This is a genomic window from Micromonospora sp. NPDC048835, from assembly GCF_040649995.1.
Taxonomy (GTDB): domain Bacteria; phylum Actinomycetota; class Actinomycetes; order Mycobacteriales; family Micromonosporaceae; genus Micromonospora.
The window spans coordinates 80,316-101,425 of the sequence record NZ_JBEZGM010000009.1; the positions used below are offsets into that span (position 1 = coordinate 80,316).

At 72.6% G+C, this 21,110-nt stretch carries 17 protein-coding genes; 9 read left to right on the forward strand and 8 right to left on the reverse strand.

Annotated features, from left to right (window positions below):
• Nucleotides 1–140: 140 nt before the first annotated feature.
• On the reverse strand, nt 141–1,619 hold the full coding sequence (locus AB0C15_RS13265; RefSeq protein WP_357351439.1) for a glutamate--cysteine ligase: 1,479 nt from the start codon (nt 1,617–1,619) through the stop codon (nt 141–143).
• A 153-nt stretch (nt 1,620–1,772) separates the two neighbouring features.
• On the opposite strand from AB0C15_RS13265, the gene AB0C15_RS13270 reads away from it, so the two are divergent.
• Nucleotides 1,773–2,111, forward strand: a complete 339-nt coding sequence (locus tag AB0C15_RS13270) for a DUF3817 domain-containing protein (RefSeq protein WP_357351440.1) — start codon at nt 1,773–1,775, stop codon at nt 2,109–2,111.
• Between the two features lie 95 nt (nt 2,112–2,206).
• On the opposite strand, the gene AB0C15_RS13275 is transcribed toward AB0C15_RS13270, so the two are convergent.
• The gene (locus AB0C15_RS13275) at nt 2,207–2,755 is read right to left on the reverse strand and encodes a hypothetical protein (RefSeq protein ID WP_357351720.1); all 549 of its coding nucleotides are present in this window, start codon (nt 2,753–2,755) and stop codon (nt 2,207–2,209) included.
• A 142-nt stretch (nt 2,756–2,897) separates the two neighbouring features.
• Here AB0C15_RS13275 and AB0C15_RS13280 point away from each other — a divergent pair, with 142 nt between their 5' ends.
• The 3 genes from AB0C15_RS13280 to AB0C15_RS13290 are packed head-to-tail and all read left to right on the forward strand — an operon-like array spanning nt 2,898 to nt 6,919.
• Entirely contained in the window at nt 2,898–4,022 is a 1,125-nt protein-coding gene (locus AB0C15_RS13280) for a Vms1/Ankzf1 family peptidyl-tRNA hydrolase (protein WP_357351441.1), read from the forward strand.
• Entirely contained in the window at nt 4,015–5,769 is a 1,755-nt protein-coding gene (locus AB0C15_RS13285) for a thiamine pyrophosphate-binding protein (RefSeq protein WP_357351442.1), read from the forward strand. Before AB0C15_RS13280 ends, AB0C15_RS13285 begins: the two co-directional genes overlap by 8 nt.
• A gap of 49 nt (nt 5,770–5,818) precedes the next feature.
• Nucleotides 5,819–6,919: an iron-containing redox enzyme family protein gene (locus AB0C15_RS13290; RefSeq protein WP_357351443.1), complete on the forward strand. Its 1,101-nt coding sequence runs from the start codon at nt 5,819–5,821 to the stop codon at nt 6,917–6,919.
• Nucleotides 6,920–7,948: 1,029 nt separating this feature from the next.
• On the opposite strand, the gene AB0C15_RS13295 is transcribed toward AB0C15_RS13290, so the two are convergent.
• On the reverse strand, nt 7,949–8,179 hold the full coding sequence (locus AB0C15_RS13295; protein ID WP_357351444.1) for a CDGSH iron-sulfur domain-containing protein: 231 nt from the start codon (nt 8,177–8,179) through the stop codon (nt 7,949–7,951).
• Between the two features lie 145 nt (nt 8,180–8,324).
• Between AB0C15_RS13295 and AB0C15_RS13300 the strand changes: the two genes are divergently transcribed.
• Nucleotides 8,325–9,767, forward strand: coding sequence for a hypothetical protein (locus AB0C15_RS13300; RefSeq protein WP_357351446.1), 1,443 nt, complete (start codon nt 8,325–8,327; stop codon nt 9,765–9,767).
• 222 nt (nt 9,768–9,989) lie between these two features.
• Nucleotides 9,990–11,132, forward strand: a complete 1,143-nt coding sequence (locus AB0C15_RS13305) for a SigB/SigF/SigG family RNA polymerase sigma factor (RefSeq protein ID WP_357351447.1) — start codon at nt 9,990–9,992, stop codon at nt 11,130–11,132.
• A gap of 95 nt (nt 11,133–11,227) precedes the next feature.
• Here AB0C15_RS13305 and ctaD read toward each other — a convergent pair whose 3' ends face one another.
• The 5 genes from ctaD to AB0C15_RS13330 form a co-directional block, all read right to left on the reverse strand.
• Nucleotides 11,228–13,219 (reverse strand): cytochrome c oxidase subunit I, encoded by a 1,992-nt coding sequence (gene ctaD, locus AB0C15_RS13310; protein ID WP_357351449.1) that lies wholly within the window; start codon nt 13,217–13,219, stop codon nt 11,228–11,230.
• Nucleotides 13,220–13,345: 126 nt separating this feature from the next.
• Nucleotides 13,346–14,074: an ATP-binding protein gene (locus AB0C15_RS13315; protein WP_357351451.1), complete on the reverse strand. Its 729-nt coding sequence runs from the start codon at nt 14,072–14,074 to the stop codon at nt 13,346–13,348.
• Nucleotides 14,075–14,221: 147 nt separating this feature from the next.
• Entirely contained in the window at nt 14,222–14,680 is a 459-nt protein-coding gene (locus AB0C15_RS13320; RefSeq protein ID WP_357351453.1) for a DUF4383 domain-containing protein, read from the reverse strand.
• A 79-nt stretch (nt 14,681–14,759) separates the two neighbouring features.
• Complete coding sequence (locus AB0C15_RS13325) at nt 14,760–15,917, reverse strand: glycosyltransferase (protein ID WP_357351455.1); 1,158 nt, start codon at nt 15,915–15,917, stop codon at nt 14,760–14,762.
• Between the two features lie 19 nt (nt 15,918–15,936).
• On the reverse strand, nt 15,937–16,953 hold the full coding sequence (locus AB0C15_RS13330) for a glucosyl-3-phosphoglycerate synthase (RefSeq protein WP_357351457.1): 1,017 nt from the start codon (nt 16,951–16,953) through the stop codon (nt 15,937–15,939).
• Nucleotides 16,954–17,147: 194 nt separating this feature from the next.
• On the opposite strand from AB0C15_RS13330, the gene AB0C15_RS13335 reads away from it, so the two are divergent.
• Genes AB0C15_RS13335 through AB0C15_RS13345 form a run of 3 tightly spaced genes read left to right on the forward strand, consistent with a single transcriptional unit; the run spans nt 17,148 to nt 21,086 of the window.
• Nucleotides 17,148–18,158: a Gfo/Idh/MocA family oxidoreductase gene (locus AB0C15_RS13335; protein ID WP_357351459.1), complete on the forward strand. Its 1,011-nt coding sequence runs from the start codon at nt 17,148–17,150 to the stop codon at nt 18,156–18,158.
• On the forward strand, nt 18,151–19,239 hold the full coding sequence (locus tag AB0C15_RS13340; protein ID WP_357351461.1) for a zinc-binding alcohol dehydrogenase: 1,089 nt from the start codon (nt 18,151–18,153) through the stop codon (nt 19,237–19,239). Before AB0C15_RS13335 ends, AB0C15_RS13340 begins: the two co-directional genes overlap by 8 nt.
• A gap of 41 nt (nt 19,240–19,280) precedes the next feature.
• A complete protein-coding gene (locus AB0C15_RS13345) occupies nt 19,281–21,086 on the forward strand; it encodes an ABC transporter ATP-binding protein (RefSeq protein WP_357351463.1) in 1,806 nt (601 codons plus the stop codon).
• The last annotated feature ends 24 nt before the right edge of the window (nt 21,087–21,110 follow it).

Sequence of the window (21,110 nt, forward strand, 5' to 3'; positions counted from 1 at the left end):
GCCGGCGCGGGACGTTGAGTCGGGACGCGGTCGGATCCAGAGGTGGCCACTGGCAACCCTCCATCATCATCGATGTCCAGTCGCTGCAGCCTACGACGGTCCTCGATGCGTATGGGGGTCCACAAGGGACACAGCAGGGGCTAGGGGATGGGCCACTCGTGCACGGGACGGTTGCTGTGCATCAGTTCCACGTAGTGCCGGACCACCTCGCGCAACGCCTCCGGCCGGTCCAGGTGGTCGGTCGACTCCAGTCGGTGCAGCGTCCCCACCTGCCAGGTCGCGCCGTTGCGGCTGGTCAGGCAGCGCTGCTCGATGACGCCGAGCAGCCGGTCCCGCTCGGCCGGGTCGAGCCCCCACCGGTCCAGGCCGTGGTGCGCCATCGGCAACAACCGGCGCAACACCAACTCGGTGACCGGCAGGTAGCCGAGGCCGGGCCAGAAGACCTGCGCGTCGATGCCGTGCCGGGCGCAACTGGTGAAGTTCTCCTCGGCGGCGCTGAACGACATCTGCGACCACAGTGGTCGGTCCGACTCGGCGAGGGCGCGAACCAACCCGAAGTAGAAGGCGCCGTTGGCCACGGTGTCCAGCACGGTCGGGCCGGCGGGCAGCACCCGATTTTCCACCCGCAGGTGAGGGCGACCCCGCGACACGTCGTACACCGGGCGGTTCCACCTGTAGACGGTGCCGTTGTGCAGGCGCAACTCGGCCAGATTGGGTACCTCGCCGGCCGCGAGGGCCTGCGCCGGGTCCTCCGGATCGCAGACCGGCAGCAGCGCCGGGAAGTAGCGCACGTTCTCCTCGAACAGGTCGAAGACGCTGGTGATCCATCGTTCGCCGAACCAGACGCGGGGGCGTACCCCCTGGGCTTTGATCTCTTCCGACCGGGTGTCGGTGGCCTGCTGGAACAGCGGGATGCGGGTCTCACGCCACAGCTCCCGGCCGAAGAACAACGGCGAGTTCGCGCCGACCGCGACCTGGATGCCGGCGATCGCCTGGGCGGCGTTCCAGTAGTCGGCGAACTGGACCGGGCTGACCTGAAGGTGGAACTGGGTGCTGGTGCAGGCAGCCTCCGGGGTGATCGTGTCGGCGGTGACCGCCAGCCGCTCCACCCCGCTGATGGCGATCGGCAGATCCTCACCCCGGGCTGCGAAGATCTGCTCGTTGAGCAGCTTGTAACGGGGGTTGGCCGACAGGGTCTCGGCGGTCAGGTGCTCGGGGCGCAGCGTCGGCAGGATGCCGATCATGACCATGTGCGCGCCGATCGCCCGTGCCTTCACCTCGGCGGCGTTGAGGCTCGCCCGTACGTACTCCTCGAAGTCGGCCGTGCCGGTGCCGGTCAGCCGACGCGGCGGCACGTTGATCTCGACGTTGAACTGGCCCAGCTCGGTCTGGAAACTGTCGTCGGCGATGGCCGCCAGCACGTCGGCGTTGCGCATCGCCGGATTCGACGCCTCGTCGACCAGATTCAGCTCGATCTCCACACCGGTCATCGGCCGGTCGAGGTCGAAGCGGGCCTCGCGCAGCATTTCGGCGAAGACGTCGAGACAGCGGCGGACCTTGTCGCGGTAGCGGGCGCGATCCTCTCGACTGAAGGTTCGTACGCCGACGTCCTCGCCCATGGTCACCGCCCTGTCACCGCTGGTCCCCCTAACCTCGCACGTGATCGGCGGGCGGGGGAAGACCCGAGGACCCTTTCCTACCCACCTGCCCGCCCCGTTAGCCCAGCCAGAGCGGACCGATAGCATTGCGGCCCGAGAGGTGGTGGCGTACGGATGCGCGAGAAGGTGACCCGGCTGTTCGTCGTGGCGGCGATCGCCGAGGCCTGCTCCTGGCTGGCCCTGCTGGTCGGCATGGTGGTCAAGTACGGCCCGTCCGACAACGAGCTGGGCGTCAAGATCTTCGGGCCGATCCACGGGGCCCTGTTCGTCGCGTACGTCCTGCTGGTGCTGGCCGTGGCCCGGCTGCACCGCTGGAGCCTGCTGGCCACGGCGGTGGCCCTGGCCAGTGCGGTGCCGCCGTTCGCCACGTTGGCCTTCGAGCGCTGGGCCCGCCGCCGGGGGATGCTCGGCGCCGACAGGCGACCGGCCCGCGAGCCCGCGCCGGTCGGCTGAGCCACCGGTCCGGCTGAGCCGGTCCGAGGCGGCTGAGCCGGCTGAGCCACAGGTCCGGCTGATCCCGCAGCCGGCCCGCGAACCCGCCGGGCCGCTCAGGTCAGCGCGGAACAGGCCGCGATGCCGGCCAACAGCAACCCACCCAGGAACGCCTGTAGTAGCAGCGGCGGCCCGAGGTGCGACCAGAGCGTCGCGGTCCGTGGCGTCAGTAGCTGCCCGGTGGTGAGGTTGACGATCCGCTCGATCCGGGGCGGCAGGTCCGGGTCACGTTGCGGGCGCAGGGTGAGTTGCACCTGGTCGGCCGGGTGCAGGGCACTCTGCGGCAGATGGCCGTGCAGCTCCACCTCACAGAGCTGACCGGCGGTGTTGCGCAGCCGCACCGGTGTGACCAGGTACTCCGGGCCCTGCTTCAACTCCTTCCAGCGACGCCTGGTGCCGCCACCGCCGAAGGAGAAGAGCGCGCGCAGCAGCAGGGCGGGCAGCCGGGCGAAGGCAGCCGCCGCGAGCACCGCCACCAGCACCGGCTGACCGATGCGCACCTCACGGGTGTAGCCGTCGAGCAGGCGGACCAGCCGCCCGGTGACGATCCGCTCCGTCGGGTGCACGATCCGTCGGGTATCGAGTCCGCTGTCCATCTCCACCACCGAGAGTCCGCTTGTGTTCACAGATCGTATCGACGTCCTCGGTTGAACGACGTGAATGAAACCTGGTCACGGGCTCACGGCCGCGAGGTGACATCACCGGCGACCCGGGTAAGCGGGGGGCCGAGCTGGAAAGGGGTCGAGCATGCAGCTGTCCTTCCTGCGCCCGCTCTACGACCGTCCCGGGCCGTGGTGCTCGGTGTATCTGGACGCCTCCGCGGACACGGAGGACGCCAAACCCGCTCTGGACCTGCGCTGGCGTGCCCTGGAACGCGGCCTGGCCGAACAGGGGGCGGACGAGGCGGACATCGCCGCGCTGGACCGGGTGGTCCGCGGCCACGATCCGATGGTCGGGGACTACGGCCTGGCGCTCTTCGCCAGTCACGGCCGGGTGGTGCTCTCCGAGTACCTGTCCGCGCCGCCACTGCGGGACCTGGCCAACGTCGGGTCGTTGCCACACGTGATGCCGCTGCTCGCGCAGCGCGGCGAGCAGGTCGCCTGGGTACGCGTGGTCGCCGACCGGGTCGGCGCCGACGCCATGGCGGTCAGCGCCGGTGGGGTGCCCCGTCGGGCACACGTCGCCGGCCGCGACGAGTACCCGCTGCGGCGGACGAAGCCCGGCGGCTGGTCCCAGTCGCGCTACCAGCGGGCGGCCATGGAGGCGTGGCACCAGAACGCCGGTGACGTCACCGCGGCCACCGTGCAGCTGGCCGACCGGGTCGGCGCGGACGTGGTGGTGGTCGCCGGTGACGTCCGGGCCACCGGCATGATCGCCGCCCAGATGCCGGAGCGCTGGCAGGACCTGGTGGTCCGGACCGATGCCGGTTCCCGCGCCGGCGGCGCCGACCAGACGATGCTCGACGACCTCACCGTGCAGACCATCGCGGAGATCGCCGACCAGCGGATCAGCGCCGCGCTGGACAAGTTCGGCGTGCAGGAGGACGTGGGCGGCGGCCTCGACGCCGTCGTCTCGGCCCTGCAACGCAACCAGGTCGACATGATGATCATCGTGGACGACCCGTCGGCCAACGGTGAGTTGTGGATCGGCGCGGAACCCACCGAGATCGCCGTCGACCCGGGACAGTTGGCCGCCATGTCGGTGACCGACCCGCAACGGGTACGCGCCGACGCGGCGCTGGTCCGGGCGCTCGTCGGCACCGACGCGGCGCTGACCGTGCTCGGCCCCGACGAGGCACCCGACCTGACCGACGGCGTCGGCGCGGTGCTGCGTTACGTCGACCCCAGCACACCGGGGCGCGACAATGGTTGACCGAACGGTTGCGGACGTCGTGGTGGAGCGGCTGCTGGCCTGGCGGGTGCCCCGTGCCTTCGGGTACCCGGGCGAGGCGATCGCCCCACTCGTGGACGCGCTGGACCGTACCGGCGGTGAACCGGCGTTCATCCCGGCCCGACACGAGGAGACCGCCTCGTTCATGGCCACCGGGCACGCCAAGTTCACCGGCGGCATCGGGGTCTGCCTCGCCACCCAGGGGCCCAGCGCCGTGCAGCTGCTCAACGGCCTCTACGACGCGAAACTGGACAGCAAGCCGGTGGTGGCCATCGTCGGGGAGGACATCTCCGGGCCGCTTGGCGGCGCGCACCAGGAGATCGGGCTGAGCCGGCTCTTCGGTGACGTGTGCAACCAGTTCGTCAGGTACGGCCGCAGCCCGGACGAGGTGGGCACGCTGCTGGACCAGGCGTTCCGGACGGCGGCGGCGACCCGCAGCCCGACCTGCGTGGTGCTGCCCCGGCAGTTGCAGGAGGCGCTGGTGCCCGACCCGCAGTCGTACGGCGCCGGGGTGATCACGGCGACCCCCGGCGAGCCGCTGGCCCGGGTCCTGCCGCACGAGGCGGACCTCGACGCCGCCGCGCAGCTGCTCAGCGGCGGCCAGCGCACCGCGATCCTGGTGGGCCAGGGCGGTCGGGACGCGGCCGCCGAGATCATCGAGGTGGCCGACCGGCTCGGCGCCGGGGTGGCCACCTCGCTGCTGGGCAAGCCGGTGCTCGACGAGCGGCTGCCCTTCCACACCGGGGTGCTCGGCGAGGTCGGCACCCCGGCGGCGGCCGAGCTGATGGGTGGCTGCGACACGCTGCTGATGGTCGGCACCAACGACCCGTGGACCGACTACTTCCCAATGCCGGAGCAGGCGCGCACGGTGCAGATCGACATCGACGGCCGCCGCATCGGCACCCGCTACCCGGCCGACGTCCCGCTTGTCGGTGACGCCGCCGAGACACTGCGGGCACTGCTGAGCCGGCTGCGCGGTCGGCCCGAGCAGCAGTGGCGTGCCACCGTCGAGAGTTCGGTGGACAGGTGGCGGGAGGTCGCCGCCGAGCGTGCCGCGGCCGCCGCCGACCCGGTCAACCCGCAGCTCGTCCTGCAGGAGTTGTCCGCCCGGATGCCCGGCACCGGCGCGGTCGCGGTCGATGTCGGCTCGGTCCTCTACTGGTACGCCCGCCACCTCACCCTGCCGCCGGGGGTCAACGCACAGCTGTGCGGCACCCTCGGCTCGATGGGCTGTGCGCTGCCGTACGCGGTGGCGGCCAAGCTCGCCGCCCCCGACCAGCCGGTGGTCGCGCTCGTCGGTGACGGGGCGATGCAGCTCAACGGGCTCGCCGAGCTGATCACCGTGTCGCACCTCTGGCAGCGGTGGCGTGACCCTCGGCTGGTGGTGCTGGTGCTCAACAACCGGGACCAGAACGGTATGGGAGGTGGGCGGCAGCCGTCGTCCGACCCGACCCACCGGCGCCCCGACGTGCCGTACGCCGGGTGGGCCCGACTGCTGGGGCTGCACGGGGTGCGGGTGGACCGGCCGGAGTTGGTCGGCGCGGCCTGGGACGAGGCCCTCGCCGCCGACCGCCCCTGCGTACTGGAGGCGGTCGTCGACCCGGCGGTGTCGCTGGCGCCGCCGGAGCCCGCCTTCGCCGACCTGCGGGGTCTGTACGCCGAGGGTGCTCCGGCCCGGAAGGTCCGCGAGCAGGTGGAGGTCACCGCGAACGCCGACGATCTCGTTTAGTCACCCCGGACCAGGGCATCAGTAGCGGCCTGACGACGCTGGAGGTCACATGTCCGAGCCCGCCGACCGCCGCTACGGTCCCGCGACCCTGCCGAGGGCGCGCGGCCCACTCTCGGCAGCGGTCGTCGAGGCGCTGCGACTTCCGGCGTACGACCTGCCGGCCAGCCTTGGTGTCGACCTCGACCCGGCGGACCCGATCACGGACGAGGATCTGCAACTGACGCTGTTCCTCTGCTACGAGCTGCACTACCGGGGCTGGCTCGGGGTGGACGAGTCGTGGGAGTGGCAGCCGACACTGTTGGCCCTGCGCGCCCGCTGCGAGCAGGTCTTCGAGGCGGCGCTGCGCCGGCTGGTCGGTTCGCCGCCGGTGCCCGTCGCCGGGGTTGCCGCCGGTCTGGCCGAACTGGTCGCCGCCGACGACGGCCCACCACTGGCCGCGACGCTGCAACGTCGCGCGGACCTCACCCAGTTCCGCGAGTTCGTCGCCCACCGCTCCGTCTACCACCTGCGGGAGGCGGACCCGCACAGTTGGGCGCTGCCCCGCCTCGGCGGGCCCGCCAAGGCCGCGCTCGTGGAGATCCAGACCGACGAGTACGGCAACGGGCGGCTGGACCGGATGCACGCCGAGTTGTTCCGGCGCACCCTCGACCGGCTGGGCCTGGACACCAGCTACGGGGCGTACATCGACGTGGCGCCGGCGGTGACGTTGGCGACCAACAACCTGATGTCGTTGTTCGGGCTGCACCGCCGGCTACGCGGTGCGCTGCTCGGGCACCTGGCCGCGTTCGAGATGACCTCCTCGCTGCCCAACCGTCGCTACGGCAACGGGCTGCGCCGGCTCGGCTTCGACGAGGTGGCCACCCGCTTCTACGACGAGCACGTCGAGGCGGACGCGGTGCACGAGCAGATCGCCGCCCACGACATGTGCGGCGGCCTGGCCCGCGCCGAGCCGGCCCTCGCCCCGGACGTGCTCTTCGGCGCGGAGGCCGGGCTCGCACTGGACCGGCTGTTCGCGGCGCACCTGCTGGACAGGTGGGCCGCCGGCCACAGTTCCCTGCGCGCGCCCGCCCCGCCGGCCCTGCCGCCTACCGTCCCGCTCGTCGCGTCGACCACGGTGGTGGCCCCGCCGGCCCCACCCGCCCTGGTCTGACCCGCGGCACACCGGGTCGCGCCCACGCGGGGTGAGGCCGGCGGTTTGTCTGTCGGCGCTGGGGTGGGGAGTGTCGGGCCTTGAGCTGGGGTGCCGGGCTCCGGTTGCCTTGAGGTGAGTGTCGGGCCTTGAGGTGGGAGTGCCGGGCCGTGGCCGTACGGCCGGGGTGCCGGCCTTGAGTTGTGCGGCTGGGTGTCGGGCTTTGGGTAGTGCGGCTGCGTGTCGGGCTTTGGGTAGTGCCGCTGCGTGTCGGGCTTTGGGTAGTGCCGCTGGGGTCTCCCGCGTCGGGGCCGCCCTTTGCTCTGCACCCGCCGACGCACCACCCACGTGCGCAACGCCACGCCCATGCGGGGATCAGCGAGCGCGCACCACGTACCCCACCAGGTCACGTAACCCCACTGCGGGCCACGCAAGCGCCCACACGCGGGCTCGCCAACGCGCTGGTCACTCAGGCTTACGCACGCCGAACCGACGCGATGAGCGCGTCACGGACCCAGGCTCGCAAAGATGCGAGCGGGCAACGAGCTGTCCGCCAACCGGCGCACGGTCTGGTCGGCACTGCCGCGTCGATCATGGAGTTGTGGTGGGTGATAAAAAGTCCGCGAGATGACAAAACGGGCACCATAACTCCATGATCGACGCGATGGGCCTGTCCCTGGTTCGCGATCTTGCACTTTCTGTCCTGACGCAAGGGGCATATCGCCTCATGTCGACAACAGAAACTGCAAGATCGGCGCGATCCTCGGGTTCGGCGCGGTTTTCACGGCGCGGCGTGGGCGGCGCGGCGCGGGCTTGGCGGGGCGGGCTTGGCGGCGCCGGGTTCGGCGGGGCGGGCTTGGCGGGGCGGGCTTGGCGGGGCGGGCTTGGCGGGGCGGGCTTGGCGGGGCGGGCGGGGCGGGGCTTGGCGGCGTGGGCTTGCGGGGGCGGCCTGGGGGCGCGGGGTTTGGCGGCGCGCGCGGCGTGGGCGTCGCTTGGGGGTTTGGTCGACTCTTGTGCTTACGGCAGCGCGTGACGTGACGAGGGGTGGGCTCACCCCTCGCGGGTGGTGCCCGCGCGGAAGGCGATCGCCTTGTGGGTGCCGTCGCAGAACGGCTTGAGCGCCGACTTGCCACACCGGCACAGCGCCACCGTGCCCCGCCGGGCGTCGATGCGCTCGCCGTCCGGCGTGACCAACGCGAAGTCGCCACGGACCAGGAGCGGTCCGTCCTCGTACGGGGTGATCGTGGCGGCGGCGGGCTCGCTGGTGTCGTCGGTGCGCATGAACCCGGAAGTGCCCGCCCTGACCCCGGCGAAACCAGCGCGGCCGAACGCCGGTGATGACCGGGGCACCCCGCTGACCAGCGGAATGTGCCGCCGGGTGGGTGATGCCCCGTTTGAACCTGATCGGGACGGGAAGCCCGGCCGCGTGGTGAGCGAACGAGGCAAGGTGGGGCCGGTGCACAAGGTGCACAAGGGGCTCACGGCCGATGGCGCCGGTCTTGCCGGCGACCGGGTCGTGGCCGCGGGCAGCGCGGCCCGGGTGCTGGTCGCCGCCACCGCCCGGGCCCTGCGCGGGGTGGACTGCGCCGACCTCGGGCACACCGGGCCGACGTCGCGGTTCCTCGGTGCCCCCGAGCCGGTACGCCGCGCCGCCGTCACCCGCGCCGCCGGCCGGGTCGCGCTCACCGTCGCCCAGGCCGACGAGGTGGACGCCGCCCGGGTGGCCCGGTGGTTCGTCGACCAGTACCCCCGTCGCCGCTACCCCGGGGTGATCATCGGCTCTCCGCACGGCGCGGCGGCGCACCTCGCGGTGGCCCTCGGCGTGCCGTGGCTGCCGGCCGGCTTCGAGATGACGCTGCACTGGTCGGACGGCGGGGTGGACCGTCCGGCGGACGCCGTGGAGCACGGGGCGGCACTCGCCACCCGGTTGCTCGCCGGCAACGCCGACCTGCACCTGCGTCAGGTGCACTGCCCGGCCAGCCGTGGCGCGTTGACCGGGGCGACCGTGTCGCTGACCGCCGCATGGCGGGCCCTACCGGCCGCGTACGCGCAGTTCCTGGCCGATCTGCTGCTGCCGGGGGCTCCGGTGCTGCTGGTCCTCGACGCGCGCACCTGGCCGGTGCTGGAGCGCGGGCCGGGGCACAGCTTCCAGCTCGGCTGCCCGGGCAGCGGGCTGGACCCGGTGGACTTCCACCCGGACAGTCACGCCTTGCGGCAGGTGCTGCGCTCCGTCGGCGGCGACGCCACCCGGTGGGAGCCGCCGGAGGTGTCCGTGGCGTCGGCGTACGCCGAACATGGTGTCGACCCGGCCTTCGAGCCTGCGGTGCGGGACTGGTCGGCGCGGCGTGGGCACCCGCTGCACCGGGTGTTGGTGCCCGGTCCGGCGGCGCTGAGCGCAGGCGTGGCCGACCTGTACCGCCGGTGGCTGCGGCGTGCCGGCAAGACCGGTGACCGGTTGGTGGTGGAGTGTGGCCGGCTGCTCGACCCGTGGCAGGTGGTGCGGGCGGGGCTGGTGCCGTACTGGTGCGAGAACGCCACCCGCCGCAGCGTCGACGAGGCCGAGTGGTGGCTGGCCGGCAGCGAGGCGTTCAGCTCGGTGGACGTGCTGCCCGAGCCGCCGGGGGTGCGCTCGCCCGCGTTGGCCGGGCTGCCGCAGTGGCTGGCCGTGGCCGGCTTCGGTCGACGGCGTCGGGCGCTGGACCGCACCACCGCCCGGGGTTACCCGGTCACCTCGGTGCCTACCCGCCGGGCCACCGAGGTCCTCCGTGCCCAGCCGTACGACCTGCCCACGCCGCCCCCGATCGGGGTCGCCGAGGCCCTGTCCGCGCTCCGCGACAGCGGCGGCCACCAGGGGTTGTTGGTCTCCTGAGACGGAGGACGCCGAAACATCCTCGCGAACCCTGGGTCCCGTGATTGAGTACCTACGGAGCGGGAACATCGCTGGCTGCTACGGCCTGATTGCGCTGCGTAGAAGCGGTGTCGCCCGCTGGCATCCCAGTCACTGACCCACTTTCCGGCCCGGTGCGTGGCTCGACCACGCGCACGACCGGTTTCCCGATCCGGGCGGGGGACCTTCCTGAGGGAGGCGCGGATGTTCGGACAGACGAGCACGAGCACGACCACACCACCACCCACGGATCGAGGTCTGGAGGACCTCGACGCGGCGGCGATGGCGTACGCGGCGCGGATCGCCGGGCTGCCGCCGGAGCGGCGGGGGGAGGCTCGGGACGACCTGGTCCGTTTCGCGCTGCCGTTCGCCGGGCGGCTGGCCCGCCGGTACCGGGGGCGGGGGGAGCCACTCGAGGATCTGGAGCAGGTGGCCCGACTGGGGCTCGTCAACGCCGTCGACCGCTATGACCCGGAACGGGGCTCGTTCACCGCGTACGCCGCGATCACCATCGTGGGCGAGATCAAACGGCACTTCCGGGACCGGACCTGGGGCGTCCACGTGCCGCGCCGGCTGCGGGACCTGATCCTCGAGGTGGGGCAGGCGACCGCCGCTCTCACCAGCGAACTGTCCCGGGCTCCGACGGTGGCCGAGTTGTCGGCCCGGCTGGAGACCCCGGAGGAGGAGATCCTCGCCGCCCTGGAGTCGGCGGCCGGCTACAGCCCGGCCTCCCTCAACGCTCCGGTGGGCGGGGAGAGTTCGGCCGAGTTCGGGGATCTGGTCGGCGAGTCGGACAACGCGTTGGAGTCGGTCGACGACCGGGTGACGGTGAGCGGACTGCTGCACCGACTGCCCTGGCGTGAGCGGCGGATCCTTGCGATGCGCTTCTACGGCAACCAGACCCAGGCGGAGATCGCGGCCCGGTTCGGCATCTCGCAGATGCACGTGTCCCGGCTGCTGTCGCGGGCGCTCACCTGGTTGCGTCAGGCGATGCTCGCCGACGCGCCGCCGCCGTGGCAGAACGGGGCCGCCGAGCCCGACCCGGGCAAGACCCGGATCTCGGTCAAGCAGAACGGCGACACGGTGGTGGTCGAGGTCGGTGGCGAGGTCGACCGCGACGGCGCGGACCAGTTGCGCCGGGCCATGCTGGAGGCGGTCACCGGCCAGCCCAGCGAGGTGGTCGTCGACCTGGTCGGCGCGGGTGGGTTCGACGCCGGGGGGATCGCCGCGCTGATGGCCGGGCGGGACGCGGCGGAGCGGACCGGAGTGCCGCTGCGGCTGACCCGGGTCCAGCCCGCGGTACGCCGCTCACTCACCGCCGCCGGCCTTGCGCCGGCCCGGGACTGAGCCGCCGGCCTCGCGCCGGCCCGGGACTGAGCACAGCCGAACGGGCGAAGGGCCGACACCCCGGCGGGTGTCGGCCCTTCCACGCGTACGCCTGGTCAGCGCTCTTCGGGGTTGCCGTCGCTGTGCGGATGCCGCCAGCGCTCGTGCGGCTTCGGGGTGTCCTCGGCGTCCTGCGGTGGGTCGCTCTGCTCGAAGCTCGGCCGGCGGACGCCCTCGGGCTCCGGCACGTCCACCGGCCGGGCGCCGGAGCGCGGCGCCGGCTGGTAGTCGGTCGCCTCGCGGGCGCCGTGCGCGCCCTCGGCGGCCGGCGACTCCGGCGCGTGGTGCTCCAACCGCAGCTCCTCGGCGAACTGCTGCGGCGGCTTGGTGGTGCGCTGCGGCAGGTCGCGACCCAGGTCGGCGACGAGCGGACCGTACTTCAGGTCGAACGCGGGGCGCTCCGAGCGGATCCGGGGCATCCGGTCGAAGTTGCGCAGCGGCGGCGGACAACTGGTCGCCCATTCGAGGGAGTTGCCGAAGCCCCACGGGTCGTCCACCGTCACCACCGCACCGTAGCGCCAGGACTTCCAGGCGTTGTAGATGAAGAAGAGGGTGGACAGGCCGAGGACGAACGCGAAGATGCTGGAGATCGTGTTCAGGGTGGTGAAGCCGTCGGTCGGCAGGTAGTCGGCGTACCGGCGCGGCATGCCCTCGGCGCCGAGCCAGTGGTGCACCAGGAAGGTGCCGTGGAAGCCGATGAACATGGTCCAGAAGTGCGCCTTGCCGAGCCGCTCGTCGAGCAGCCGCCCGGTCATCTTGGGCCACCAGAAGTAGTACCCGCCGAAGAGGGCGAAGACCACGGTGCCGAAGACCACGTAGTGGAAGTGCGCCACCACGAAGTAGCTGTCGTGGGTGTGCCAGTCCACCGGCGGGCTGGCCAGCAGGACGCCGGTCAGACCGCCGAGCAGGAAGGTGACCAGGAAGCCGATGGCGAAGAGCATCGGCGTCTCGAAGGTGAGCTGGCCCTTCCACATGGTGCCGATCCAGTTGAAGAACTTCACACCGGTGGGCACCGCGATGAGGTAGCTCAGGATGCTGAAGAACGGCAGCAGGACCTGGCCGGTGGCGAACATGTGGTGCGCCCAGACCGTCATGGACAGCACGGTGATGGCGATGGTGGCCAGCACGATCCCGGTGTAGCCGAACAGTGGCTTGCGGGAGAAGACCGGAATGATCTCGGTGATGATGCCGAAGAACGGCAACGCGATGATGTAGACCTCGGGATGACCGAAGAACCAGAACAGGTGCTGCCAGAGCATCGGGCCGCCGGTGGCGGGGTCGTACACGTGCGCGTTGAGCAGGCGGTCGGCGGAGAGGGCCAGCAGCGCGGCGGCCAGCAGCGGGAAGACGAGGATCACCAGCACGCTGGTGAACAGCATGTTCCAGGTGAAGATCGGCATCCGGAACAGGGTCATCCCCGGCGCGCGCAGGGTCAGGATCGTGGTGATCAGGTTGACCGCGCCCAGGATGGTGCCCAGACCGGAGACGACCAGGCCGAGCACCCACATGTTCGCGCCCACGCCGGGGCTGTGGTCCACGTCGCTGAGTGGGCTGTACGCGGTCCAGCCGAAGTCCGCCGAACCTCCCGGGGTGACGAACCCGCCGATCACCATGAGCCCGCCGAACAGGTACAGCCAGTAGGCGAGCGCGTTGAGGCGGGGGAACGACACGTCCGGTGCGCCGATCTGGATCGGCACGATGAAGTTGGCGAACCCGAACGCCGCGGGCGTCGCGAACAGCAGCAGCATCACCGCGCCGTGCGAGGTGAAGAGCTGGTTGTACTGCTCGGAGGAGAGGAACTGCATCCCCGGCCGGGCCAACTCGGCGCGCATCACCATCGCCTGTAGGCCCGCCACCAGGAAGAACCCGAAGGAGGTCAGCAGGTACAGCACGCCGATCTGCTTGTGGTCGGTCGTGGCCAGGAACTTGATCAGGGAGTTGCCGGGGACCGGCGCCCGTACCGCTCCCGGGAAGCCCCCGAAGCGGGCCGGTGCCAGGATCGCCGGGCCCCGATCGCGACCGGGTTCCGTGGTTACCCGCTTGGGCATGGCTGCTCACCCCGTCGTGACGGCAGAAAGGACGGGCGTGCCTACCCGACCCTCGCACCATGTAACCAGGCCAGAGCGGTAATTTCGGTCAGAACGCTGGTACCCGGGCGCAAGCGCCTCGAACGCTCAGCTTGCCGGCAGCATCGCCCAGACGGCCTTGCCCTGACCCGCCGGCACGCTGCCCCAGCGCTGGGCCAGCTCCCGCACCAGCATCAACCCACGCCCGCCCTCGGCGTGCAGGTCCGCACCGCCGGGCCGGGCCTGCGCGCTGCTGCCGTCCACCACCGCCAGATGCAGGTACGGGCGGCGCAGCGTCACCGTCACCTGCATCGGGGTGCCGGCGTGGCGCACCACGTTGCCGACCAGCTCACTGAGCACCAACGCGGCCGGTCCGGACGCGTCCGGCAGGTTCCACCGCGCGCACGCGTCGGTGACCAGCTCCCGGGCCCGCCGGCAGGCCTCGGCCACCGGCTCCAACCGGGCCCGCATCCGCAACGCGGACGCCGCACCGGCCAACCGGGTCGCCTCCGCGCAGTCAGCAGACACCGGCAGCACCCGGCACGTTGTCGACTCGGCCAGCCACCGGGCGGCGACCGGCGACGGGGAACAGAGCAGCACCGGCACCGCCGGCCACTCCTCGGCCCGACGGGCGGTCGCGGCGAAGACGGACAGCGCCAGCCGGTCCTCCACCTCCACCCCGGCCATGTCGACCACGAGCGCCTCCGGCTGATCGACGAGCGCGTCACCGAGCGCCTGGTGCACCGAGCGCATGGTGCCGAGGTGCAGTGCGCCGGTGAGCCGGACGACCGCCACCGGTGCCGTGGTGCGCACCTCGCAGGTGATCCCGCTCGACATCGGCGCCCTCGATTCGCTGCTGGGTCGGGATCTGCCAACTACCCGAGGCCGTTCTCGATCAAACCGGACCGACGCCGGGGCGAGGCAGCTCACGTCCCGCAACCCCAGGTCAGGGACGGGCGCGACCGTTCGAGCCGGGGTCGGCGGTCACCGACGGGGCCGACCGGTCAGGATGCCCAGCGCGATCATGCCGACGCCGAGGCCCAGGTGCAGCCAGCCGTCGGCGTCGTTGACCGGCAGCACGTTCGCCCCGGTGTCGTGGTCCACCGCCAACCCGTACAGCCAGAGCACCAGGTAGACCGCGCCGCCGCCGATCAGGAACGCCCGAGCGCCGGTCACCGTCCGGGCCAGCAGCAGCCCCGCCACCCCGAACGCCAGGTGCACCAGGTTGTGCAGCACCGACACCTGGAAGACACCGAACAGGTACGCGCCCGAATCGTGCCCGGCGAAGCGCAACGACCCGAACCCGCTGGTGATCCCCGGCACGAAGCCGAGTACGCCGACGAGCAGGAACAGCACCCCCACCGTTGCCGCCGCGCGACGGACCGGCGGTTTGCCGTCGGCCGGGTTGGGCCGGGCCCGCGAGTGCGCCATCGGTCCGACCATTACCGGCTCCTCGTCGCACGGCGGGCATGAGCGCTGCGGGCTACCCGCTGCCGTGCTCGACAAACCGGCCGGCCACCGGTCAGGCCGGCAGCAACCTCGGCGCACTCGCCGACTGCCGGACCCGGTCGTACAACTCGACGTAGCGCTGGGCCATCACCGCGGGCGTGAAGCGCTGCGCGGCCACCCGCCGGCACTCGTCCGGGTCGAGCAACTCGGCGGCCAGGACGAGGTCGTCCAACTCCTGCTCGTCGGTGGTGAGCAACCCGGTGCGGCCGTGCTCGATCAACTCCGGCAGGCAACCCCGGGCGGTGGCCACCACCGGCGTACCCAGGGCGAGCGACTCGACGACCGCGGTGCCGCCCGGCTCCTCCCAGCGCAGCGGGAACAGCGACGCGCGGGCACTGGCGAGCAGGTCGTCGCGCTCCTGGCCGGCCACCGTGCCGACCCAGCGCACCAGGTCACCGTCGACGTGCGGGGCCACCTCGTCGAGGAAGAACCGCACGTCCGGGTTCTGCCGGGCCTCGTCACCGGCCGCCGCCAGGTCGGCCGGCCGATGGTACGGGCCGACCGGCCCGGCCAGCACCAGCGGAAGACCGACCCGGTGCGCGAGCCGGGCGCCCACGTCCTGCCCCTTGCCCGGGTTGATCCGGCCCAGGATGAGCAGGTGCTCGCCCTTCTCCGGTCCGGGCCGCCGGTCGGCGTCGACGGCGAGCGGCGTGGACAGGTGTACGTGCCCCACCGAGTGCTCCCGCAGCGCGAGGGGGGCGCGGGCCAACTGCGACGCGGAGACACCGTTGACCCGGACCCGGTCACCGCCGTCCAGACTGCCGTAGAGCGCCGGGTGCTTGGCCAGGTCCCAGTGCAGGGTGTGCAGGGTCGGCGGCCCGGCCGGCCCCATCGCGGCGAGGGTGGCCAATCCGACCGCCTCGACATGATCGTGCACCAGGTCGATGTCGTCGCGGGCGTGCAGCTCACGGACCACCCCGGCCAGGTGCGCCTGGGCGATCCCACAGACCTGGTTGTACGGCCGCTGCAACGCCGCGAACTGCCCGTCGGCGAAGACCGACACCTGCTCGTCCACCGGCAGGGTGCTGCTGCCCACCGAGGCGAGCACCACCCGCACACCGAGTCGCCGCAGCTCCGGCACCAGCGTGGCGATAACGTTCTCGATGCCGCCGTAGCCCGGCGGTGGCACGGACAGCCACGGGCCGGCGTTCATCAGCACGGTGAGACTCATCAGGCTCCCTTTCCCGTACTCACGCGGCAGCCACCCGACGGCGGGGGAGCCGGTGGCGCAGTTCGACAAGCGGCGGGCGCTCCTCGATGGACACGTCACTGACCACGATCTCGCGGTCCAGGTTCGGCAGGGTGTCCGAACCGCCGCGACGGAACTGCGTCAGCAACGACTCCGGCACCAGACCGGGAGTCGCCCAGCCGCGCCGTTGCAGTCGGGACCAGGCGGTCAACATGATCTGCGCGGACATCCGGCCGAGGGCCGCGGTGTCCTGGTGCCGGTGTTTACGCTCACCGAGGTCGACCTGCGCCAGCGCGTCCAGGCCGACCAGATCGAGCAGGTCGATCATCATGGCCGTCTCCACCCCGTACCCGGAGACGAACGGCACCTGGGCCAGCACGTCGCGGCGGGCCGCGTACTCGCCGGCGAGCGGCTGCACGAAGCCGGCCAGCTCCGGCCAGAAGAGGTTGAGCAGCGGCCGGGCCATCAACTCGGTCACCCGGCCCCCGCCGTCCTGCTCCACGCTCGCGGTGCCCACCAGGGGCCGGTGGTAGAAGCCCTTCACGAAGTCGACCGACGGGTCGGTCAACAGCGGACCGAGCAGCCCGCTCACGAAGTGCGGCCGGAACTCCCGCAGGTCGGCGTCGATGAACGCCACCACATCCCCCTCGGCGGCGGCCAGGCCGGCCCAGAGCGCATCGCCCTTGCCGGTCAGCCGGGGCAACCCCCGGGTCATCACGTCCTGGCTGACCACCTCCGCGCCGGCGGCACGGGCCACCTGCGCCGTCCGGTCCGTCGAGCGCGAGTCCACCACGATCAGCTCGTCCACCAGGGCGACCCGATCCATCAGGTGCTCCCGGATGGTCGACACGATCGCGCCGACGGTGGCCTCCTCGTTGCGCGCGGGCAGCACCACGCTGACCCGGGTAGCTCCCTTGGCCCGCATCAGACGACGCGTCGGCCAGTCCGCCGCCGTCGTCGTCCGGTACGTGGCCCACGCCTCGACCACCGGTGACACACTCGATGTCTCATCCCGCACGGGCACTCCTCCGATCGTGCGTGGAAAAACCGAAATTGGTTGTTCCCATTCCTCATCACGTGCTAACCGCATTCTCGGCAACAGCTTGATCACAGAGGTGACGACAATTCGTTCCCTGGGGATGAACGTTTGATTGCGCACACCCCAGGGGACTGCTCCCACGCGACATGAAATGTCTTCGAAGGGGTGTCGGGATGCGAAAGTGCCGGGTAGGTCTGGTCGGCGCCGGCGGTGTGGCGCAACGCCACGCGCGGGTGCTGGCCGGGTTCGACGACGTGGAGCTGGTGGCGGTCACCGACGTGGCACCGGAGGCGGCGTCCGCGCTGGCCACGCGGCACGGTGGGCGGGCCTGCGCCGACGTCGCCGAGCTGCTGGCCGCCGGCCTGGACGCCGTGTACGTGTGCGTACCACCGTTCGCGCACGGCCCCGCCGAGGAGGCGGTGATCGAGGCCGGGCTGCCGATGTTCGTGGAGAAGCCCGTCGCGGTCGACCTGAGCACCGCCGAACGGATCGGCGACCTCGTGGCCCGGCGCGGGCTGCGCACCGCCGTCGGGCACCACTGGCGCTACCTGAGCGTCCTCGACCAGGCCCGTGACCTGCTCGCCGACCGCCAGGTGCGGATGGTCAGCGGCGCCTGGCTGGACAAGGTGCCCCCGGTGGCGTGGTGGTCGCGGCGGGACCGCTCCGGCGGCCCGGTCGTCGAGCAGGCCGCCCACGTGCTCGACCTGATCCGCGTCCTGGCCGGCGAGGTCAGCGAGGTCACCGCGTACGGCAACGGCACACCGCCGCCTGTCGACGGTGCCGACATCGACTCGGTGACCACCGCCGTGCTGCGCTTCGCCGACGGCGCGGTCGGCACGCTCAGCGCCGCCTGCGTCCTGGGCTGGAAGCACCGCGCCGGCCTGGAGGTCCTCGCCGACGGGCTGGCCCTCGCGATCAACGAGGACGGGCTGTCGATCCGCGACGCCGACGGCGAACGCCACGTACCCGCCGACCCGGAGGCCGCCCGGGTGGCGGTGGACCGCGCCTTCGTCGACGCCGTGCGCGGCATCGGCGACGACATCCGCGTCCCGTACGCCGAGGCCCTCGCCACCCAGCGCCTGGCCCTCGCGGTGGCCGACTCGGCCCGGACCGGCACGACCGTGCGACTCGCCAGCGCGACCGCGCCGGCGGTGCTCACCACCGGGGTGACCGTCGATGCGTGACAAGGTCGTGGTGGTCACCGGCCCCGGCCGGGTCGAGCTGGTCGAGCAGGACGCCGCGCCGCTGCGCCCCGGCACGTTCCGGGTCGAGACGCTGTTCAGCGGTGTCTCCGCCGGCACCGAACTGAGCTACGTCAAGGGCACCAACCCCTACCTCAACGTCACCTGGAACGCCGACCTGGGGCTGTTCCAGCCGGGCCCGGCGAGCACGCCGTACCCGGTGACCCGACTCGGCTACATGCAGGTCGGCCGGGTGGTGCAGAGCGAGACTCCGGCCGTCGCGGTGGGCACGGTCGGCGCGATGACGTACGGGCACCGCACCGGCTGGGTGGCCGACCCGGTGGCCGAACGGTTCGTGGCGCTCCCCGACGACCTGGACCCGCTGCTCGGCGTCTACGTGGCGCACATGGGCCCGATCTGCGCCAATGGTCTGCTGCACGCCGCCGCCGACCTGCACGGCACCGACGTCCGCGCGCTCGGCGACGGGGTACGCGGCCGCCGCGTCGCCGTCGTCGGCGCGGGTGTCGTGGCCCTGCTCACGGCGTTGTTCGCCCGGCGCAACGGGGCGGCGTCCGTCGTGGTGCTCGACCCCACCCCGCAGCGCCGCCAGGTCGCCGAGGCGCTCGGCCTGGAAACCCTCGACCCGGACGCGGACGACCCGGCGGCGGTGCTGAAGACGCGTTGGGCGCACACCGCCGGCGACCGGGGCGCCGACGTGGTGTTCCAGTGCCGGGGGCAGGCGTGGGCGTTGCACCTCGCCCTGCGGCTGCTGCGGCCCCAGGGCACCGTCATCGACCTCGCCTTCTACCAGGGCGGCGCGGACGCGGTCCGCCTCGGCGAGGAGTTCCACCACAACGGGCTGTCGCTGCGCTGCGCCCAGATCGGGCGGGTGCCACGCGGTCTCGCGCCCACCTGGGACCGCGAGCGGCTCTCCGCCGAGACCATCGACCTGCTCCGGGCGTACGGCGACCCGATCCGTAAGCACCTCGTCTCCGCGGTGGTGCCGTTCGACGAGGCACCCGCCCTGCTCACCGACCTGGCCGACCGTCGCCGCCAGGAGCAACAGGTGGTGCTCGCCGCCTGAGCGGCCGTCCCCGCGTGCCCGCGCCGACTACCGTTCCCGGCATGAGCACCCCGCGGGACCGGCCGACTCCCGGCGACACCTCGACCGGCCGGCCGCCCGGCGACAGTTCCGGGGGCCGCCCGGTCGGCCTGGCCGCGCTGCTGCCGTACCTGCGGGAGCACCGCGGCACCCTGGTCGTGGTGGGCGCGCTGTCGCTCGTCGGCGCGGCGGCGTCGCTGGCGCAGCCGCTGCTCACCCGTTCGGTGCTCGACCGGATCGGCGCCGAGCAGGGGGTGTCCCGGCTGGTGGCGGTGCTGGTGGTCCTCGTGGTGCTCGCCGCGGCGATCGGCGGGCTGCGCGACTACCTGCTGCAACGCACCGCCGAAGGGTTGGTGCTGGGCACCCGCCGCCGGCTCGCCGGCCACCTGCTGCGGCTACCCATCGCCGAGTACGACAGCCGACGCACCGGCGACCTGCTCTCCCGGGTCGGCTCGGACACCACGCTGCTGCGGGCGGTCGTCACCTCCGGGCTCTTCGAGACGGTCACCGGGGCGGTGACGGTGGTCGGCGCCGGCACGGCCATGGTGCTGCTCGATCCGCTGCTCTTCGGCGTCACCCTGCTCGGCGTGGCGCTCGGGCTCGGTTTCGCGCTCACCTTCGTCCGCCGGGTGCGGGCGCTGGCCCGGGCCGCCCAGGAACGGATCGGCGAGATGACCTCGGCGGTGGAACGGGCCATCTCGGCGGCCCGGACCATCCGGGCCAGCCGCGCCGAGGCCCGGGAGACGCGGACCGTCACCGGCAGCGCCCGGGAGGCGTACAAGGCGGGGCTGCGGGTGGCCCGGGTGCAGGCGGTGGTCGGCCCGATCGGCTCGGTCACCGTGCAGGGCGCGTTCCTGCTGGTGCTCGGCATCGGCGGGGCGCGGGTCGCCGCCGGGGCGATCTCGGTCGGCGACCTGGTCGCGTTCGTCATGTACCTGTTCCTCCTGGCACTGCCGCTGGGCCAGGTGTTGCGGGCGTACACCCAGTTGCAGTCCGGCCTGGGGGCCCTCCAGCGGATCGAGGAGATCCTCGCCGTGCCCGCGGAGGGCTCGGACGACCGGCCCGCGTCCGCCACCACGGCGACTCCGCGTCGCCCGACCCCGATGATCGAGTTCGACCGGGTGGGCTTCGGCTACCCGGGCGGCGAGCCGGTGCTGCACGAGGTCAGCTTCGCGGTCCCCGCCGGCACCCGAACCGCCCTGGTCGGTCCCTCCGGCGCCGGCAAATCCACACTGCTGGCCCTGGTCGAGCGCTTCTACGAGGTGAGCGCCGGCGCGGTCCGACTCGACGGCACCGACGTACGGGACCTGCCCCGCGACGCCTTACGGGCCCGGCTCGGCTACGTCGAGCAGGAGGCCCCCGTGCTCGCCGGCACGCTGCGGGAGAACCTGCTGATCACCACCCCGGACGCCACCGACGACCGCCTGCGCGACGTCCTCGACGAGGTGAACCTCGGTCATCTGCAGCAGCGCACCCCGCAGGGCCTGGACGTGCAGGTGGGCGAGGGCGGCGTCCTGCTCTCCGGCGGTGAGCGCCAGCGGCTGGCCATCGCCCGCGCGCTGCTCGCCGGCCCGCCGGTGCTGCTGCTCGACGAACCGACGAGCAACCTGGACTCCCGCAACGAGGTGGCGCTGCGTCGCGCCATCGACGCGGTGGCCGTCCGCCGGACGCTGCTGATCGTGGCGCACCGGCTCGCCACCGTGGTCGACGCCGACCAGATCGTCGTCCTCGACGGTGGCCGGGTGGTGGCCGTCGGGACCCACGCCGAACTGACCGCCACCGACCCGCTCTACCGCGAACTCGCCAGTCACCAACTGCTGGTCGGATGACCGACGCCCGGTCCCGGCGAACTT

Coding starts and splice junctions, on each gene's coding strand:
- AB0C15_RS13265 (WP_357351439.1), bottom strand. CDS start 1,619: ATGGGCGAGGACGTCGGCGTACGAACCTTCAGTCGAGAGGATCGCGCC.
- AB0C15_RS13270 (WP_357351440.1), top strand. CDS start 1,773: ATGCGCGAGAAGGTGACCCGGCTGTTCGTCGTGGCGGCGATCGCCGAG.
- AB0C15_RS13280 (WP_357351441.1), top strand. CDS start 2,898: ATGCAGCTGTCCTTCCTGCGCCCGCTCTACGACCGTCCCGGGCCGTGG.
- AB0C15_RS13285 (WP_357351442.1), top strand. CDS start 4,015: ATGGTTGACCGAACGGTTGCGGACGTCGTGGTGGAGCGGCTGCTGGCC.
- AB0C15_RS13290 (WP_357351443.1), top strand. CDS start 5,819: ATGTCCGAGCCCGCCGACCGCCGCTACGGTCCCGCGACCCTGCCGAGG.
- AB0C15_RS13295 (WP_357351444.1), bottom strand. CDS start 8,179: ATGCGCACCGACGACACCAGCGAGCCCGCCGCCGCCACGATCACCCCG.
- AB0C15_RS13305 (WP_357351447.1), top strand. CDS start 9,990: ATGTTCGGACAGACGAGCACGAGCACGACCACACCACCACCCACGGAT.
- ctaD (WP_357351449.1), bottom strand. CDS start 13,219: ATGCCCAAGCGGGTAACCACGGAACCCGGTCGCGATCGGGGCCCGGCG.
- AB0C15_RS13315 (WP_357351451.1), bottom strand. CDS start 14,074: ATGTCGAGCGGGATCACCTGCGAGGTGCGCACCACGGCACCGGTGGCG.
- AB0C15_RS13320 (WP_357351453.1), bottom strand. CDS start 14,680: ATGGTCGGACCGATGGCGCACTCGCGGGCCCGGCCCAACCCGGCCGAC.
- AB0C15_RS13325 (WP_357351455.1), bottom strand. CDS start 15,917: ATGAGTCTCACCGTGCTGATGAACGCCGGCCCGTGGCTGTCCGTGCCA.
- AB0C15_RS13335 (WP_357351459.1), top strand. CDS start 17,148: ATGCGAAAGTGCCGGGTAGGTCTGGTCGGCGCCGGCGGTGTGGCGCAA.
- AB0C15_RS13340 (WP_357351461.1), top strand. CDS start 18,151: ATGCGTGACAAGGTCGTGGTGGTCACCGGCCCCGGCCGGGTCGAGCTG.
- AB0C15_RS13345 (WP_357351463.1), top strand. CDS start 19,281: ATGAGCACCCCGCGGGACCGGCCGACTCCCGGCGACACCTCGACCGGC.